At 36.4% G+C, this 16,877-nt stretch carries 15 protein-coding genes and 1 pseudogene; all 16 read right to left on the bottom strand.

Annotated elements, in window-relative coordinates; genetic code table 11:
* Window positions 1–14: 14 nt before the first annotated feature.
* Window positions 15–782 (bottom strand): WecB/TagA/CpsF family glycosyltransferase, encoded by a 768-nt coding sequence (locus AC1MCB_RS18215; RefSeq protein ID WP_479966145.1) that lies wholly within the window; start codon window positions 780–782, stop codon window positions 15–17.
* A gap of 123 nt (window positions 783–905) precedes the next feature.
* On the bottom strand, window positions 906–2,024 hold the full coding sequence (locus AC1MCB_RS18210) for a glycosyltransferase family 4 protein (RefSeq protein WP_479966144.1): 1,119 nt from the start codon (window positions 2,022–2,024) through the stop codon (window positions 906–908).
* A gap of 29 nt (window positions 2,025–2,053) precedes the next feature.
* Window positions 2,054–3,361, bottom strand: coding sequence for an acyltransferase family protein (locus AC1MCB_RS18205; RefSeq protein ID WP_479966143.1), 1,308 nt, complete (start codon window positions 3,359–3,361; stop codon window positions 2,054–2,056).
* Window positions 3,362–3,444: 83 nt separating this feature from the next.
* Window positions 3,445–4,557 (bottom strand): glycosyltransferase family 4 protein, encoded by a 1,113-nt coding sequence (locus AC1MCB_RS18200; protein WP_479966142.1) that lies wholly within the window; start codon window positions 4,555–4,557, stop codon window positions 3,445–3,447.
* On the bottom strand, window positions 4,554–5,477 hold the full coding sequence (locus AC1MCB_RS18195) for a glycosyltransferase family A protein (RefSeq protein WP_479966141.1): 924 nt from the start codon (window positions 5,475–5,477) through the stop codon (window positions 4,554–4,556). The genes AC1MCB_RS18200 and AC1MCB_RS18195 overlap by 4 nt, the downstream gene beginning before the upstream one ends.
* 14 nt (window positions 5,478–5,491) lie before the next feature.
* Window positions 5,492–6,415: a glycosyltransferase gene (locus AC1MCB_RS18190; RefSeq protein WP_479966140.1), complete on the bottom strand. Its 924-nt coding sequence runs from the start codon at window positions 6,413–6,415 to the stop codon at window positions 5,492–5,494.
* Window positions 6,400–7,227, bottom strand: a complete 828-nt coding sequence (locus tag AC1MCB_RS18185; RefSeq protein ID WP_479966139.1) for an O-antigen ligase family protein — start codon at window positions 7,225–7,227, stop codon at window positions 6,400–6,402. Before AC1MCB_RS18185 ends, AC1MCB_RS18190 begins: the two co-directional genes overlap by 16 nt.
* Window positions 7,228–7,573: 346 nt before the next feature.
* Window positions 7,574–8,719 carry a glycosyltransferase family 4 protein gene (locus AC1MCB_RS18180; protein ID WP_479966138.1) on the bottom strand — a complete coding sequence of 382 codons (1,146 nt, stop codon included), beginning with the start codon at window positions 8,717–8,719 and terminating at the stop codon, window positions 7,574–7,576.
* 8 nt (window positions 8,720–8,727) lie between these two features.
* Window positions 8,728–9,684: a glycosyltransferase gene (locus tag AC1MCB_RS18175; protein ID WP_479966137.1), complete on the bottom strand. Its 957-nt coding sequence runs from the start codon at window positions 9,682–9,684 to the stop codon at window positions 8,728–8,730.
* Window positions 9,681–10,199 carry an acyltransferase gene (locus AC1MCB_RS18170; protein WP_479966136.1) on the bottom strand — a complete coding sequence of 173 codons (519 nt, stop codon included), beginning with the start codon at window positions 10,197–10,199 and terminating at the stop codon, window positions 9,681–9,683. Before AC1MCB_RS18170 ends, AC1MCB_RS18175 begins: the two co-directional genes overlap by 4 nt.
* Window positions 10,200–10,301: 102 nt before the next feature.
* Window positions 10,302–11,222, bottom strand: a complete 921-nt coding sequence (locus AC1MCB_RS18165; protein ID WP_479966135.1) for a glycosyltransferase family 2 protein — start codon at window positions 11,220–11,222, stop codon at window positions 10,302–10,304.
* Window positions 11,215–12,663 (bottom strand): oligosaccharide flippase family protein, encoded by a 1,449-nt coding sequence (locus AC1MCB_RS18160; RefSeq protein ID WP_479966134.1) that lies wholly within the window; start codon window positions 12,661–12,663, stop codon window positions 11,215–11,217. Before AC1MCB_RS18160 ends, AC1MCB_RS18165 begins: the two co-directional genes overlap by 8 nt.
* Before the next feature lie 14 nt (window positions 12,664–12,677).
* On the bottom strand, window positions 12,678–14,246 hold the full coding sequence (locus tag AC1MCB_RS18155; RefSeq protein WP_479968760.1) for a polysaccharide biosynthesis tyrosine autokinase: 1,569 nt from the start codon (window positions 14,244–14,246) through the stop codon (window positions 12,678–12,680).
* Window positions 14,247–14,720: 474 nt separating this feature from the next.
* Window positions 14,721–14,873 (bottom strand): annotated as a pseudogene (locus tag AC1MCB_RS18150) (hypothetical protein); the annotation flags it as partial.
* 165 nt (window positions 14,874–15,038) lie between these two features.
* Window positions 15,039–15,836, bottom strand: a complete 798-nt coding sequence (locus tag AC1MCB_RS18145) for a polysaccharide biosynthesis/export family protein (RefSeq protein WP_479966133.1) — start codon at window positions 15,834–15,836, stop codon at window positions 15,039–15,041.
* A 182-nt stretch (window positions 15,837–16,018) separates the two neighbouring features.
* The gene (locus AC1MCB_RS18140; protein WP_479966132.1) at window positions 16,019–16,237 is read right to left on the bottom strand and encodes a hypothetical protein; all 219 of its coding nucleotides are present in this window, start codon (window positions 16,235–16,237) and stop codon (window positions 16,019–16,021) included.
* Between the last annotated feature and the right edge of the window lie 640 nt (window positions 16,238–16,877).

The following is a 16,877-nucleotide window of genomic DNA, read 5'->3' as shown; positions in this document are numbered from 1 at the left end:
CAGGTTTTTAAAAGTTATGCTCTAACCCAGGCTAGTTGTTTCTTTAGCTTCTCTTTTATTACCAGATGAATAAAGACAGGGCCATAGTATAAATAGCGTTTCCACATGCGCTGAGGTTCCTTAATCAAACGGATAAACCATTCCAGTCTTAGGTTGATCCAGAAGTCATGAGGTCTTTTTACAGTACCTGCATAGAAGTCAAAGACAGCGCCTATAGAACAGATGATCTTAACATCGAGACGAGCTTTATGTTCGTGCGCCCACTTCTCCTGCTTAGGAGCTGTCATACCAACGAATAATACGTCAGGCTTGAAGCTATTTACCGCATCAAGCATTCCTGCGTTATCCTTGTTGCTGAATTTAGCTTTATAGGGGGGAGAATAGAACCCTGCAGTGATGCCAGGATATTCTAAAGCAAGGCGTTCTTTAATCTTTTGCAACGTTAGCTCAGATGAACCCAGGTAAAAACAACTGCCACCATTCTTATTCAACTCCTCCAGCAAATGCTCGTTCAGATCAGCACCAGCTATTTTGGTGACCTTCTCCCCTTCCATTAAGCGTACTGCCGCTACCATGCCCATACCGTCGGGCAATAAGATATCAGAAGTTTGCAGGGCTTGTTTGAAGGTTTCATCCTCCTCAGCCATACAGTAAGAATACTGGTTGATGGTATTAATAAGCGTCTTCTTGTGACGAGGGATATTTTTCAGACTGCCATTAAATATTGGATAACCCAGACTAGTAACAGTAGACGGCGTATAGCCGGGATATTCTTTATTCATAGATAGCAGCGGCACGTTCTGGAACCGGATGGGCTCGTATACGTATTCAGGATCAGAATGTTATAATGACGCGAAAGTAAGGAAATTTTTTTCAGTATTTGTTAAAGGCTGAGCAATGAGCTGCTAAGTTTCGATAGCTGACTCCATTATATGGACGAAATTATCTTCAAATTTTTCCAGAGTAAAATATTCTTGGTAACGTTTATTCCCTGCTCCCCCTATTTTTAAACGCAAATCGGCCCGATTAATCAAAAGCTCAATCTTATCCGCAAGAGCTATTGAATTCATATGAGGAACTAAAAATCCCGTTTCACCATCAATGACAATATCTGGAATTCCGCCCTCTTTAGTAGATATTACAGGCAACCCAAATTGCATAGCCTCTAATAGTACCAGTGGAAAGCAATCATTTAATGTGGGATGGATAAAAATGTCTGAATTAGCTAAAAAAGCATGCTTCTCTGTCCCGAATTTTTTACCATGGGCAAAAACGTCCTGCGTTAGATTTTTATGTTCAATTTCCAGATTAAATAATTGCTCTGAAATATCAGACCAATCTCCAACAAAATGACATTCAAAAAAAACGCTCCTATCCCTCAATAATCTACAAGCATCAATTAAAATAAAAACCCCCTTAGCTTCCATCATATTTGATAAAAATAGCAAGCGACAGGGTTGACTGATCTTTTGATCAACTTTTGGTGAAGCCTCAATTAATGGAATACCGTTAGCACAAAAGTAAATGTCCTTTTTGAGAACATATTTTTCAATATCGGAATATAAATTTTCAGATAATAAGATACTCTTGGTGTTTCTAAAGGCTATTATATAAAGTAAATCATTTATCTTATTAGCACCCGCTGAAGAAACCCCTTTGTTATGGAAATGATAAATAATCTTTTTCTTAAACATTTTCAAGAGCAGCACTACAAACAGATCTTTATAAAAACCAGGCCCTCTTGCAGTTAAAGTCACATAACATATGTCATAGGAATTGGTTATCAAGGCTCTTAAAACCTTAGTTTGCATTTTAAGCAGCAATAGAATTTTGTTAATTCCTCCCCGTCCGATTTGATTTAACGTGGAAGACGTTGAAAGATTGATATAATCAACATGAAAACGTTTATTAAAAACTGGGCTGCTTTGAATATATTTTCCTACCAAGGCCGCACCATGAATTGGTGGAGGAATGTGAAGGATACAAAGAACCCTGTTTGTAGACTTTTTAATATCTATAGGCATTTAATTATTTTAAGTGTCAAAATCATTTTCTATACTAAGTTTTTCTCTTTCAAATTTCCGTTATCCTGTATAAAATTCTCAGCTTTCTGTACATCTCGAGTTAACGGATTTTTGTTTAACAGTCTTACGAATTTAGGTTGTAACTTACTTTCACTATACCATGAGAATATTAGTATAAAAAGAATATAAACCACTATTCCCAATATCATCATGGTAATATTTTGATTTAGTATTTTAGAAAATAAAAAATAAAATAATACCAAAACTGGCCAATGATATATATATAAGGCATATGAAAAAGCACCGGAGAATGAAAATGGCAGAAGCGTTTTTCTAATAATATTTTTAATCGTAATAAGCGAAACGAAGTAAAGAATGACTGTAATAATAAAGAATCCAATAACAATCAGACGCAGAATTTTTTGATGAGTAACAATGTCGGGTAGAAAGGTTAGACCATAGCAAATCAAAAGCATTATACTTGAGATAATTATTTCCATTGGTCTGGATTTATCATTTTTCTTACTCAAAAACAGGGTCATTATCAAGGCGAAGAATATTCCCCATGCCCAGTTAGTAAAAGAAAAGGCCTTTTCGAGCGTTAATGCTAATCCTAAAAAAGCAACTATCCATCCTTTAATATTCGCAATCTCCAACGTCTCATTTCTTACTTTCATTTCCCCTATGTACGCTCCGATGTACCAGATAATCAAAAGCCCCATGACATTCGTAAAATGATTAGGAGAGAAAAAAATTGGATAAATTGAGCTCCCTAAACTGACGATCAGAACAGCTATGAAAATTTTATCTCTTCCATACTTGGCAATTAGAATTGCCAGAAAGGGATATAACAGATAGTAAAGCATCTCGTAACTTAATGACCATATTGGAAAATTTGTAGGGATTGGCAGAACGATTGAGCCATCAGCAATATCACTTATAAAAAAAAAACTAAAAATATTTCTACTGATGTTTGAAGGAGTAGAAGTAATATCTAAGACTATCAGCGATAAAATCATTGACACAAAAAAAATAGGATAAATTCTTTTAAGCCGTTTTAGAAAATATTCTTTTAATCTCTTTTTCTGGGTAAAGTCTATAGATTCAGAACTGTAATGTATGCTGAAGCCTGAAACAATAAAGAACAGAATAACAGCGTAATGCCCATATCCAAATGCTGTTTTAACTGCGAATGAATATTCTGGGTTGAATTTATAAGGTTGCAATATCAGTACAATGTGTCCAAGAACCACATACATTGCTGCTAATCCTCTAACAGCTTCTATTAACATAATTTTCCTTTTTAACGGTTTCTTGACTTTTGCAGCGACTTGCATGAACGAAATGATAATAGAATAAAATAAATATGATAAACTTTCGCCTTGAATAAAACTTGCGATTCATTCAAGCAATCCTAGAATTACTGTTTTACTTGAGAAACACTAAATTCTACTGATCCAATAATACCTTCCGCAGCACTAAGTGAATTATACTTTTGAACATCTTGAAAACTGCTTTCAGAAAACTTTTTATACAATTCACCATTCTGAAGGAGTTTGATGGAATGAGTTGCCCAAATATCAACGTCCAACGGTAATACATAACCGTTTTGACCATGCACTACTAAGTCATTTGCTACACCTGTGTTTTCACACGTGATTACCGGCACTCCAGAAGCCATCGCTTCATTTGCGACAATACCCCAAGTGTCATTCTTAGAGGGAAATAAAAATAATTTAGCCTTTGAATAAAACCCTGGCAATAAGAGCTGATCCACAAATCCAGGATACTCGTAATCCAATTCGTATTCCCTTAACTTACAAAACACTTCTTCTTTTAAAATTCCATCTCCTAAAATCAGAATTCTGCAATGACCTAAGCTATCCTTAACCTTTTTCGCAACTTCAAGAAAAAAATATGGCATTTTACCCTCGATTAACTGGCCGGCAAACATCAGATCAAACTCCCGTTTGTCGAAATCTATGGAGTTAAACAACTCATTATCTATACATAAACAGCTTGAAAATATTCTGGAAGGATGAATGTTATAACTTTTATACAGGTTAAAACTTCCCTTACCCGGACCAATAAAAGCATGAGATTTCGAGTAAACAATTTTTCTAAGATATTTGTGTACCCGGCTTAATTTTCGCTCCGAGAGATAAGTTCCGTCTGTAAAGCTAATGTGCGCCTTACTATTTATGATAGCCCAAAAAAATGCATATAACATCGTCGGATAAAAACCTGTTGTAATGACCACATCCGGTTTTAGGTCCGTTAAAGTCCGCCAAACAGCCAGATTGTTGTGAAAGAAAGTGTTTGCCTTATCTGATAAAAAAATTTTTTTGTAATTGCCTGATCCCAACTTCCATTTCCGATTGGGTTCCAACAAGGCGCAATAAATTACATTGTAATTTATTCCAAAAAAGCTATTTAAGATTTCATGAGTCTTTTCACGGTAAGGGACAGGGATATTCGTGATGAGCGCAACTTTCGAATTAGTATCTCGATTGCCTTTATATCTAATTTTCAATTGGCGTTCTGAATAAAATTAGTGAAACGAAAAAGGTAAGTACGAAGCCTACCTACTATTCGTTGTCGAATCCCATAGAAGGATTGGAACGCGGCAGTAACATCGGGAGTGGAATCACTTACCGTGGGTAAATTGAAACTGCGTTTTTTAGAATCGTCTAGCTGAGAATTATAACGGTCAAATGAATAAGAGTTTGTAGCTCCACTGTTAAACCCGACATTATGGATCTTACTTAACTTTGGGTATAAGGTGAGGCCTCCCATTTTGTATTGATGATAACAAAATCTTATGGCCCAGGAATTAATTTCACCTCTCTGTTGTCGAGTTAACATGTTAGATAAGTCACTTCCTCCCTGGTTAAACGCATTGATAGCCTTTTTATCTTTAAGAAATGACTCATAGTCTTTAACATCCCAATCAATACCAAGCCAACGATTATTCCATGTAGCCCAACCTTGAGAAGAAGCTCGAGATGCCCAATATCCATCTTTACTTAAATTTTTCAAGCTTTTTATCGGAGGGGTATAACCTGAAATAGAAAATACACATTGGCTCGATCGGTACGTTTGCAATGCTTGATTTGTATATGAGAGAAAGTTGTCGGAGGGCACAGTATCATCTTCTAATACAATAACAGAATCATACTCGCGCAGTACTGACGTTATCCCTTCGATTACAGAATTAGAAAGACCTTTATTTAATTGACTTTCAACAACTTTGCAGCTCTTGAAGCCTGTGATGCCTTTTAAATAACTCCGGACTTCGATTACTTGGGAAATATCTTTATCGTTTTTGGGCCCGTCAGAAAACACATGAAGCTCTGAATCTGAGGCCAGATTATTAAGTTTAAGCGAATTGATTGTTTGCTTTAAACTAGATAGTCGATTATAACAAAAAATTACAACTGGCGCTAATTGCATAGGGGTTCAGACTCTTAGTGTTTAATCTTTGAAAATAATCTTACTCTTTGATTCGCAGGAATTAAGAGTAAACTAATGTAGATAAATAACTTCCAGTTCACTGACCATTTTAAAGAATGCAAAATTGCTTCAAACGATTTTGAATTACTTCCTAATCTCAAGTAGATAGAGGCTCTCATTTTATACCATAATCCAATATATTCTTTGATTCCTTTGATGTCTGGGTTATTTATATAAATATTTTCCAACTCGATACCTACACAATTTTCCGAATCAGGGACCCTTGAAGGCTTGTCTTTGTAGGAATTTGCATTATCCAAATGAAAAATAGACGACGGAACTAAATGGTAACCTACTTCAAATTTTGACGCTATCCTGGCCCAGGTCAGCAAGTCTTCGCCAGACTTAATTCCAGTTGGGAATCCCTTGATACTTGAGATAGCGGATTTTAAGATTGCTACCGATGACGAGTTAATAGGCGGAGAGGAGCATGCTGCAACTTCAAAATAATTAGTTAATACACCAAAGTCATGACTAAAAGAAATTTGATTAAGTTTAATCGATGACCGTACTCCATTGATCTCGGTTGTGTATGCTGTTGCAATCATACTAACAAAACTAAATTTGTTATATACTTCAGTAACATTATTAATGAAATTTTCTTCCCATTCATCATCAGCGTCTAAAAAAGCTATCCACTGAGAGTTAGCAGCATCAATACCAGCATTTCGAGCAGCGGAAACGCCGTAATTTTTCTGTGTAATTATCTTAATTAAACCATTATCAATGTCTCTAACGATTTCTAAAGATTTATCTGTTGATCCATCATTCACAATAATAATTTGCCTGGGCAAAAGTATTTGGTTTAGCACAGACGTAATTGCTCGATGAATAGTGTCTTCTTTATTATAGAGAGCTATTACTACGCTAATGTCCATTTTTTCATATTAATAATGCTGTATAATGTCCCGATAAAACAAAAATGAAAACTCCCAAAAAAAACAGAATATTTAAGAATATTGTCTGTGTACATCAGGAGAGACCAAGGAATAAAGGCGGTAAGAGCAGTTGCTAAAATTATTTGGAGCAGCTTACTCATGTTATTATTCATTCTAAGCTGGTAAAGTTTTATAAACTGAGCAATAAAACCAAAAAGCAACAATCCCAACCCCACATAGCCGTAATTGTACCTAACTGAAAGGTAATCGTTATGTGCTTCACGAATCTGAAGTTGTCCTTTTTCAAAAGCGAACAAGTCCGACCGGGGACCATTCCCCAAGAGAGGATTGTCCATCAAACCTTTCTCTAAAACTACTCTTAAGGTGTTTCTCCCGCTGGTATTCATATTTTCATTGTTCCAACTTAATTCAGAAATAGAACCTCCGCCAGAAAAGAACATCTTTTCCTGAAATGACGGCAACAAAAAAATTGATAGGCCAATGAAAATAATGAGTAACGCAGATAGAATTTTTGTATTGATTTTCGTGTTTGCAAAATGAAAAAATGCGATTAATAGCATAGCTGCTGTTGGCGATCTAGTAATATTAATGACAGGAATAATTAAAAGCAAAGCATACATTGTCAGACTCTTTTTATTATTCGAAACAAAGAAAATTGAAAGATATAAGGTAGCTAGTAAAACTGCAGTCATAACAATTTGTCCACTGTATGGTGTCCCTCCTCCGATAATCAAAGTGGTACTATAAACCCAGATAATTACGAATAAAGTAAGCGCTTTAAGCCATTTCAAAAGGATTTTTATAACCGACGGAGAGTAGGTTAAGGAAGATGCCGCAATTCCAGTTACAATAAAGCAAAGGTATTGCAGACTTAGTTGGAGGCCGTCAAAAGAAAAGACAAAGAAATTATAAATAAGAATGTAAAATATCCATGGCAGCCAGAAATAGTATGGCATTGAAGCTCTTCTTTCCCTTAATATTACAAATAAAGAGTACAATAACATTGATAACCAAGCAAGTCCAGAAAAATTGAACCCTCCGATCGTCGTCGGCAGAAATGGTAGGGTGGTCAAGTAAGGTAGCAGAGATGTAAAAAAAACTACCTTATAAAAATTTAGTGTCTTTGATTCCTCCATATTAGCAGACAGTACCAGTAACTTTGGAATAAAGTATATCTATGGACGATTTATAACGTTCAAACGAAAATTTATCTGCGGTGGATACAGCATTTCCACTCATTTGAATTCTTAGTTCAGGATTATTCAATAAATCAATAATCTTGTTGCTAAGATCAATATGATTTTCAGAATCAAATAAAAGACCATTATAACCATGTTGAACAATCTCCGGTAAACCGCCAATATTACTTGCAATTACAGGGAGCTTGAAAGCCATTGCCTCAATAGCAGTAAGCCCAAACCCTTCCAGTCTTGATGGCACAATCAGTACACAATTGGAACGGAAAAATGCAGGCAATTTCTTCTGACTTAGGCGACCGTGCCATTCAATTAATGAGTCGATTTTAAGTTCTTTGGCCAGTTCTCTTAATTTGCTTTCTTCACCACCAGCACCGGCTATTAACAATTTAATGTTTCTATATTTCAAGCTACTATTCGCTATAGCTCTCAAGACAATATCAACACCTTTTATTTTTTCTAATCTACTGACAATGCCGATTTTAAAAATACCCTCGTTATTGTATTGATAAGGGTCGTTACCACTATTGAAATCAAAACTTAGACAGTTGTAAATGGTTAAATGTCTATTTTGATCCAAATTTGTTGATTGGGAGAGTAAGTGAGATTCGCCGAAAAAAGAAAAATCGGCAGCCTTACTAACGCAGATGAAAGACCTAGTGAAATAATTAGCTATCAATTTGGGTAACCAAACGTTTTTACCATAGACCGCCGCGAGAGTATGATTTGTAGTAATAATAGTTTTGGCACCAAGTATTTTAAATATGAAAATCGGTATGGCTCCCGGGGCCATATACTGTGTATGTACGATGCTCGGATCTATGGAAGTCGTAATTTTTTTTAATTTTTTATATAGAAAGTGTATTAGCTGCACACCTTTCGGCCTAGACGTAGTAGTTGGGCTTAATAAATGAATCTGAGCACCAATTTTTTCGTATTCCTTAATCATTTCGGACGACGATTCAAAAAAACAAACAACATGAACTTCATAAAACAAATCAACCAATGCCCGGCATAAATAAAGCGTCTGAACTTCAGTTCCGCCAATCAACAAACTGGGAATCGCAACAAGAATTCGATTATTCATTGTGAATATTATTTATACAAACCTCGGCGCAAAACTTGACTGTAAATCACTATAACCAAATCCTTAATGTCACGGATATTATAGTTAAATTCCCGTTGAATAATCTTAAAATTTCGAGACGCTATTCCCATCATATTTATATTTCTCTTAAACAGACCATAAAAAAATAATCTCTTAGTGAATTTTACAGCATTCGCTTTAAAAAAATTTAACACCTCTGCATCTACGAAAAGATCGCCTTGCCATTGTCTGAATTGAAAAATATAATCATTAGATAGCCGAGTTACCAACTCAATGTCATCCAAACTGCCGGTTTCCGAACTACTGTGCATTCTATAAGAAGCTAAAGCTTTATTTATTCCTACGATGGATGTTTGCTTCGCAACTCTATAAAAAAAATCATCATCTGCTATATGTCCAGCTGCAGAATTGTAAAGGGTACTATTATAAACGTCCCGGTGATTGACCACCCCTGGACAACGATGCAAATGGATGGGTCCTGAAATAATTGCCTTCTGATAAGCTTTTATGTATTCTAATCCGGAATATAATTTAATTTCGTTTGAAGTAGCTGTTGAAATTCTCATGATTTCTCCACTGCCGTTTATGTAATTACAACTAGAAAAAATATGTTGCGCCCTTGGAAATTTAATGAGAGCAGATTCAATGCCTTCTAAAAAATCAGGGCTTAGTAAGTCATCCTGATGCAGGATCGCAACATATTCCTCGGTAGTTAGTGCAATTGCATTGTTCCATCCATTGACGAAACCTGAAGGACCTTGAGGATTGGAGTATATTTTTATCTCATTATTATACTTTTTGCAAACTTCCAAAGTTTCATCCGTTGAATTATCATCTGAAATTATTATCTCCTCGAATTTTCGGGTTTGAGCTAGAACAGACAATATGGCTTCTTCGACGAATTTTGAACCATTATAAGTGGGAATAACTACTGAGAATCTCATTCTTCGATATTTCTGATAACTCTGGCAGGAACACCTGCTGCAATGCAATTTGAAGGAATTGATTTTGTAACTACAGAATTCGCCCCAATAATAGAATTCTTACCAATAGTAACTCCTGCCAGAACTACTACATGCTCACACAACCAAACGTTATCCTGAATGTTTATATGGCCATTAGAAGTCAATTCTCTTTTTAAAACAGGTATAAGTAAGTCAGAATAATTTCTTTTACCGTGACTATGATCGATGATGGTTACATGGGATGCAAGAGTGACATTATTTCCTATTACAATCCGATTAATTGCGGCAATATGACAATTAGTGGCAAAGTGAACATCGTTCCCAATAATAATTCGTGGAGTATATATATATCCTTCATAAAAATCGAAAGCCCTAATTTTGCAGTTTCGTCGAGCAGTAAAATTGTTACCAACATTAAAATAAGAAGGATTATAAAGGTCTATTGGAGCTTCTATTACTGGATCATCACCTAATTTGAAAGCTTCCTTCTTCAATCGGTGTATTATTGCTTTAGAATATAAAAATTCAAAAATTGAAACACACTTTAGAAAAAACTTCACCATTAGATCCATATACATTTTAAAAAATCAGGGTAATTAGCGAATTAATATAGAAATCAAAGCTCGGAAGTAGGGCTTTCTCCAAATGAACATTGAATAAAGAGTTTGAAGTCTTTCACTTTTAGTGCTGCATGAGAAAATTGTGTCAAAATTATATATATCTACAGTTTTGCGATGAGCTATTTCCAACCATTTATTAGTTTCCGCAATGCTTAAAAAATTTGAACTATAGCCAGCTATGTCCTTTATTACCTCAATGTTTTCGTTAAATTTTTCCTGTAAATTGTTTTGAGAAGCATTGTTTTCATGTTTCCTCCATTTACCTGGCGTTGAGCTTGATAATATAATACTCCCTGTCAAGACCAACTTCATAAATGATTGAAAATCAGCTGCTAGATAATCTTTCGTGTAAAAGTCCAATTGCATTGCACTCTTTCGAGAATAAATACATGCCATATGCGCAAACTGGCCAACTACTGCATAGTGCTTAAAATACGATATGCCATTGATTATTAATGTATTACCATGTATCACGCCATCAGAATATCCATTTCGTTTAATCTTTTTGATGTTGGTATGTTGTGCGCAATATGCAACAACATTTTCACCACTCTGAATAGACCGTGTTATACTTTCAATTGCATGTGAGATGAAGTATTTATCGGTATAGTAATCATCCCCATCTAAATTTACGACCCAATCCCCTTTTGCATAGCGATACAATGTTTGATGGTAATTGCCGACTCTTCCAAGATTGTTTAGGTTCTTAAAATATCGTAAGCGTTGATCTCCAAGATATTGTTGAACAATTTCGGCAGTACTATCACTCGAACAATCATCAGAAACAACAACTTCTAAATTGACATAGTCCTGCATTAACGCACTCTCGATGGCTTCAGCGATAAATTCCTCCTGGTTATAAGTAGGAATCATTATGGTGACCTTTGGCTTAAGCATGTACTCTTTTAATAAAGAAACCTAATAACGACCCAACAGAATCAATAACTAACTTATTTCTCAGAAAAACTGTTTGCGATAAATAGAAGTAGCCAAGGGATAGAAATATCGAAAATGCAAGAACAAGAAGAGTATTCGCTGTTAGCGCTATAACTATTATATAGATCAACAGGTAGGGAATGCTAAGTAATAAATGAAGAAACACTTGATCAAAGTTGAAAGAGCATTTATTTTTAGCGAATACAAATAGTACAACAGTGACGACTAATTCTGAAATAACTAATGATATCGATGCTCCAACTTCAGCAATTTTTGGTATTAATATAAAATTTAGCAATAAACTTACAATTGCGCCTATAATTACAGAAGATAGAATTTGCCCATCCTTTGAAAACGGAATTAAAATCTGAGGTCCAAAAATCTGAGCAAACCCTATAATTAGCGTAAGGCTACTCATAATACGCAAGCATGATACAGCTGGCGCGTAATTACTTCCCGCAAAGACTAAAACAATTTGCGGAGCCAAACAGAATATCATAAACACAATTGGAAATCCAAACGTAATTACATAATTAATAGATTTCTGAATAATCTCGGTGAATTGCGTAATATCTTTAGAAGAAGCTACAAAAGATAGTCTAGGTGCGAGTACTGTACTTAAAGAACTAAAAACTGTAAGGGAAATTAACACGATTTTGTTAGCCGCTATAAAATACCCAACAGATTCTTTAGATGAAAGAGTTCCTAACAAGGTGATGCCCATAGAGGTATAGATACTTATGGCGATCGTATAACTGGCAATTAAAGTGAGCGGTTTTAGATGGCTAATAATATTAAGACCTTTTAAATCAAAATTAAATCGTACGAATTTACAGCTGTAAATAATATTAATTAACCCTATAATAACACTTGTTGCAACTGTTAAGAAGAAATACACTAAATAATCTGATGATTCTTTAACAAATAAAAATAGCGCGACGATGGACAATGTTCTAATCACAATTGACCTTATTGCAATATATTTGAATTGTTCAAGGCCCGAAAAAAGCCATTCGATTGTGAAAACCGTTGAGAGAATATAAATGCCACCAAGTAAATATAAATTGATATAAGTATTGAATTCTGAAAATGAAAAAATCAAAATAAAATAGATAACTAGCGATATCAGTGTTAGCGTTAGATGTATTGTAAACAATTCAGTAAACAATAAACTTCTTTTTTCACTATCATTTTTCAATTTTGCTATTTCTCTTGAACCATACACCTGGATGCCAAGAGCACCGAAAAGGATAAAGTATGTGCAAAAGGATATTGCAAAATTTGTTAATCCTAAGCCTTCTGCGCCCAGAATACGTGTAGCGTATGGAAATGAAATTAAAGGAAACAACAACTGTGTAACAGAAAGTAACAGGTTAAATAAGTAGTTGTTCTTTATACTCATGCGATCGGGATAGCCTAGAGTTTCAACTTTTTAACATCGGACGCAGCCTCATAGTAGCCATACCCATTTCCAGATCCATATTTGCCCCCTTGTTTTACAGCATTAAACACTACATTCAGGTTCTTGAATTTCTTCTCTTTATATAGCTCATTCAATACTTTAAGGCGTTCCTTCGGTGTATACTCATGACGCAAGACAAAAAGAGTTGCATCAGCCTGCTGTTCCAAAATCTGGGCATCTGTTACAACCCCTACTGGAGGCGCATCTGTAATGATGTAATCAAAGATTTCTCTCAGTTCGCGATATAGTTCCGCAAGCCGAGGGCTTAAAAGAAGCTCCGCAGGGTTTGGCGGTATATCGCCGCAGGTAATTATAAAATAGTTTTCCTGCCCGACAACAGGGAAGATAATTTCATCCAGTGTGGCCTTACCAATAAGGTAATTGCTTAAACCGATTGTGTTACGCATCTTCAACTCTCCATGCAGCTTGGGTTTACGCAAATCCAGTTCGAGGATAATGGTTTTCTTTTCCGTCATCGCTAAACTGGCACCAAGATTTAGTGAGATGAACGATTTGCCTTCGCCGCTCATGCTAGAAGTGAAGAGTATGCTCTGCACGCCGGTACCAGGGTTTAAAAATGACAGGTTCGTACGCAACGAACGAATCTGTTCACCCATGATGTTTCGGGCTGTACCACCAACTAACAGTGCATCGTAATGTTCTGTATAGGAAATTTCAGCCGTTATAGGAGCATTAGTGGCCTTTTCTATATCGCGGCGGCTACTGATCTTATCATTTAAAAGATCTAGCAAATAAATAATTCCAAATGGAATAGCTAAACCCAAAAGGGCGAATAACAAATAAATATTACGTTTAACGGGTTTAACGGGTATGCCGCTGTTCCTGGCCAGATCGATTGTTCGGCTGTCAGAGACTGCCGATGCATAAGATAGAGCAGTTTCTTCGCGCTTCTGTAAAAGATATACATACAAGTTATTTTTTATTCCCTGTTGACGGGTAATATCCACCAATGCCCGTTCTTTACCTGGAACCGTCCGGATAATGCTTTCCATCTGGTTATTGCGGGTCTCTAGCTGCTGGCGGGTTATGGATAATGTTTTACGTAAGGTTGAGAGGTTTTCCGCAAGACTTCTCTTGGTACCGGTTATCTGATCGTCTAAAGCAGCGACAATAGGATTATCCTCCTTAACCATTTTTATGGACTGTGCCCGCTGAGATTCCATCTCACCCAAGGACTGAATAAGGCCAAGCAAGGTAGGATCACTGATACCTAGGGTAGCCGGTACTGTACCTGTAGCATTATCCTTATTCCGGACGTATTTTTCGATATTTTCAAGGACGATCTGCTGAATTTTAATCTCGCTTAGAGCTTTATCATTCTCCTGTACACTCGCTAAGAACAGACCGGATTCGGCGCTGATGTCTGTAATACCTTCACGTGATTTATAGTTTTCTACTGTCTTTTCTGCGTTAGTCAGATCTTTTGAGATCAGCACCAAGCGGTCTTCAATGAAGCGAAGCGTATTGGCTGCAACTTTATTTTTGTCCTCCAGTCCTGCCATGTTATAGACCTCTACCAGCTTATTTAAAATATCGCGACCACGATTAGGTTTGGCATCAAGGATACTCAACAATAATACTGATGACGTTTTACTGCTGGGGGCTACGGTAAGGTTTCCAATAAGTTCCTCAGTCACCGCCTCAACCGGGTTTACTCTTAACTTTAGTTCTTTGATTTCCAGACTTTTGCCGGTCATCTTCACGGTGAAAATACCATATGCGGTTTTCACTTCCCGGTTGATGGGAAACTTAATTCCTTCCAATTCTGCGTTGCCGGAATCAATGATACGCAGATCAAGGGGTTCTTTAAACGCCAGCTCGTTTACTTCTCTGAACTGGAGGACCACCGGACTCTCTGAATATAGTTCTTCCGTTTTCGAAAAATTCTCCCTTGTAAAGTACTTGACCTGCAGGTTCAGATTTTTGGCAACCTTTTCCAATAGGGAATATGACTTCAGAATCTCTATTTCATTATCAATTACTTTATTGGATGAGAACAGATCCAATTCCTTCATCATAGCATCCGATCCTTTTCCTTCATCTTTGATGAGAATACTGCTGTGGATGTTATAGACGGGTGTCTGATAGCGCAGGTATACAAAAGCCGCACATAGGGCAATCGTGAGTGATAAAAGAAACCATTTCCAGTATGAAAGATATTTGTAGAAAAGCTCTTTGAGGTTGAAGTCACTTTCTTCTTCCTTTGCGAAGAAAAAGGGATCCTAGGGGGCATTCTGCATTGTGTGTAGTTGTTCGTTGGTTAGTTGGTTAATTGTTAGAGAGAACAACCCAACCTACTTAACTAGCGTAGTGATTAAAACAATTAGTAATGACAAGCCGCTGATGGCGATCGGTGCCAGTTGTATGGTGCGGTCGCTGGAAGTTACCTTACCCTTGGTAGGCTCTACATAAACTACGTCATTTGCGTGAAGGTAATAGTAAGGAGAATTGAATAGGTCCCGTTTGGTCAGATCTACCCGGGCAAAATTACGTTTACCATCAACTTCGCGGATCACCAAAATATTATTGCGCTTGCCGAAGATGGTCAGGTCACCGGCCAGGCTGATAGCCTCAGGCAGCGTAATCTGCTCATTGTGTATGGTATAAACTGAAGGCTTGTTAACCTCCCCCATCACCGAAACCTTATAGTTTAAAATACGAAGACTCACAGTAGGCTGTTGTAAGAACTTGTCGAGCTTCTGAGTAATCCGGTCATTAGCACCGGTAGTGTTTAAGCCTTTCAATTGCACTTTTCCAACAAGAGGTAAGGTAATATTACCCTCCTGATCCACCAGATATCCGAGAGCAGATGGCATGCTATTAGTTGAATTCTGGCTAACGCCACTTTGAGCGGCTAAGTAAGGATTAAACATAGCGCTTGCTTCCGGGCTCAGGCTACTTACAATGATCTGCAAGATGTCCCCTTCCTGGATAGTGGCTACGTATTTTGTAGCGATTTCCAGTTGTTCCCTATCGTTTTCAAGAGAAGAAGACTGAAAATAAGTAACGTCCTGGCGGCTAACGCAGGAGGAAAAGGAGATTATAAGAGAGAGAGTTATAAAGAAAAAGGCAGAGGGAACAAATTTATACATGCAGATCTTAAACGAGCCGCAAAAGTACTAAAATAATTGAAGTAGGTTAAGAAAGTTTAACTTAATGTACAGTAAAGAAACACTTTACGTTAAAGCGTTTAATTCTATCACTAAACTGGTATCTAATGATTAAATGAAATTGCGTGATAACAATCAATTAAAAATATTCCCCTACTAATGTTCTATAGAAAATTATTAATAACATAATAAAGTATCACTGCAAGCGGCAGGATCATGGCCATACTTACTCCAACCGCCAGAGCCTGGCATAACATCTCTTGTTGACTCCTTTTAAGGTTTATGAATTGTTTTCTGTACAAAAGATTAGAAAACACATTCTTCACTCCCATCATTGAAACAGGAGAACTGGTCTGAATTTCTGCTTTTAAGATCTGAGACATAAACGTTTTATTATGTGTGTGTATAGGAGAGTCGTTATGTCAACTACCATCTTTAACGGCTCACCGTAAAAAAAGTTTCGGTAAAGTTACATCCATACCCAGCAAACAAGTTTAGATGTAAATTTCTACGAAATAAGGCACTCATTTATAATACTTTAAATACTTATCCTGCTATTAAATTTATTTCAAACTGAATATAAGTATTTAAGCTGATTTATTATAACAGACGTTTTTAATTAAAGGCTATTCACCTAACTATTGCAAGGAGAATGCCACAATTAAACGCAGAATACCGGGTTTTCTTGTACATCGGATATCCCGAAAGATATTTTAGCGGTTAAGATCAAGGTTTTAAGAATGAATTTTTGTTGGATGCCTGCAACAACCAGGGTTCTACGAAAGGACTACAAAACCCCACTGAATTAAATCATCCCAAATCTATTGATATTTCATAAAGGAATCACAGTAGTTTCCTTGTAGAATACTACTAGGAAACTACTAGGAAACTACTAGGAAACTACTAGGAAAGTACTAGCAAACCCCTAGGAAACCAAACGGAGTTTTAACGGTGGGGATAGGCTGTTTTGTATTAATGACGAGCACGAAAAGATTTCTGGAGATGCAATTGTTTTAACCCGTC

This window comes from Daejeonella sp. AP26 (assembly GCF_056680515.1).
Note: the sequence above shows the minus strand (reverse complement) of the source record. Positions and strands in the feature narration are given on the sequence as shown.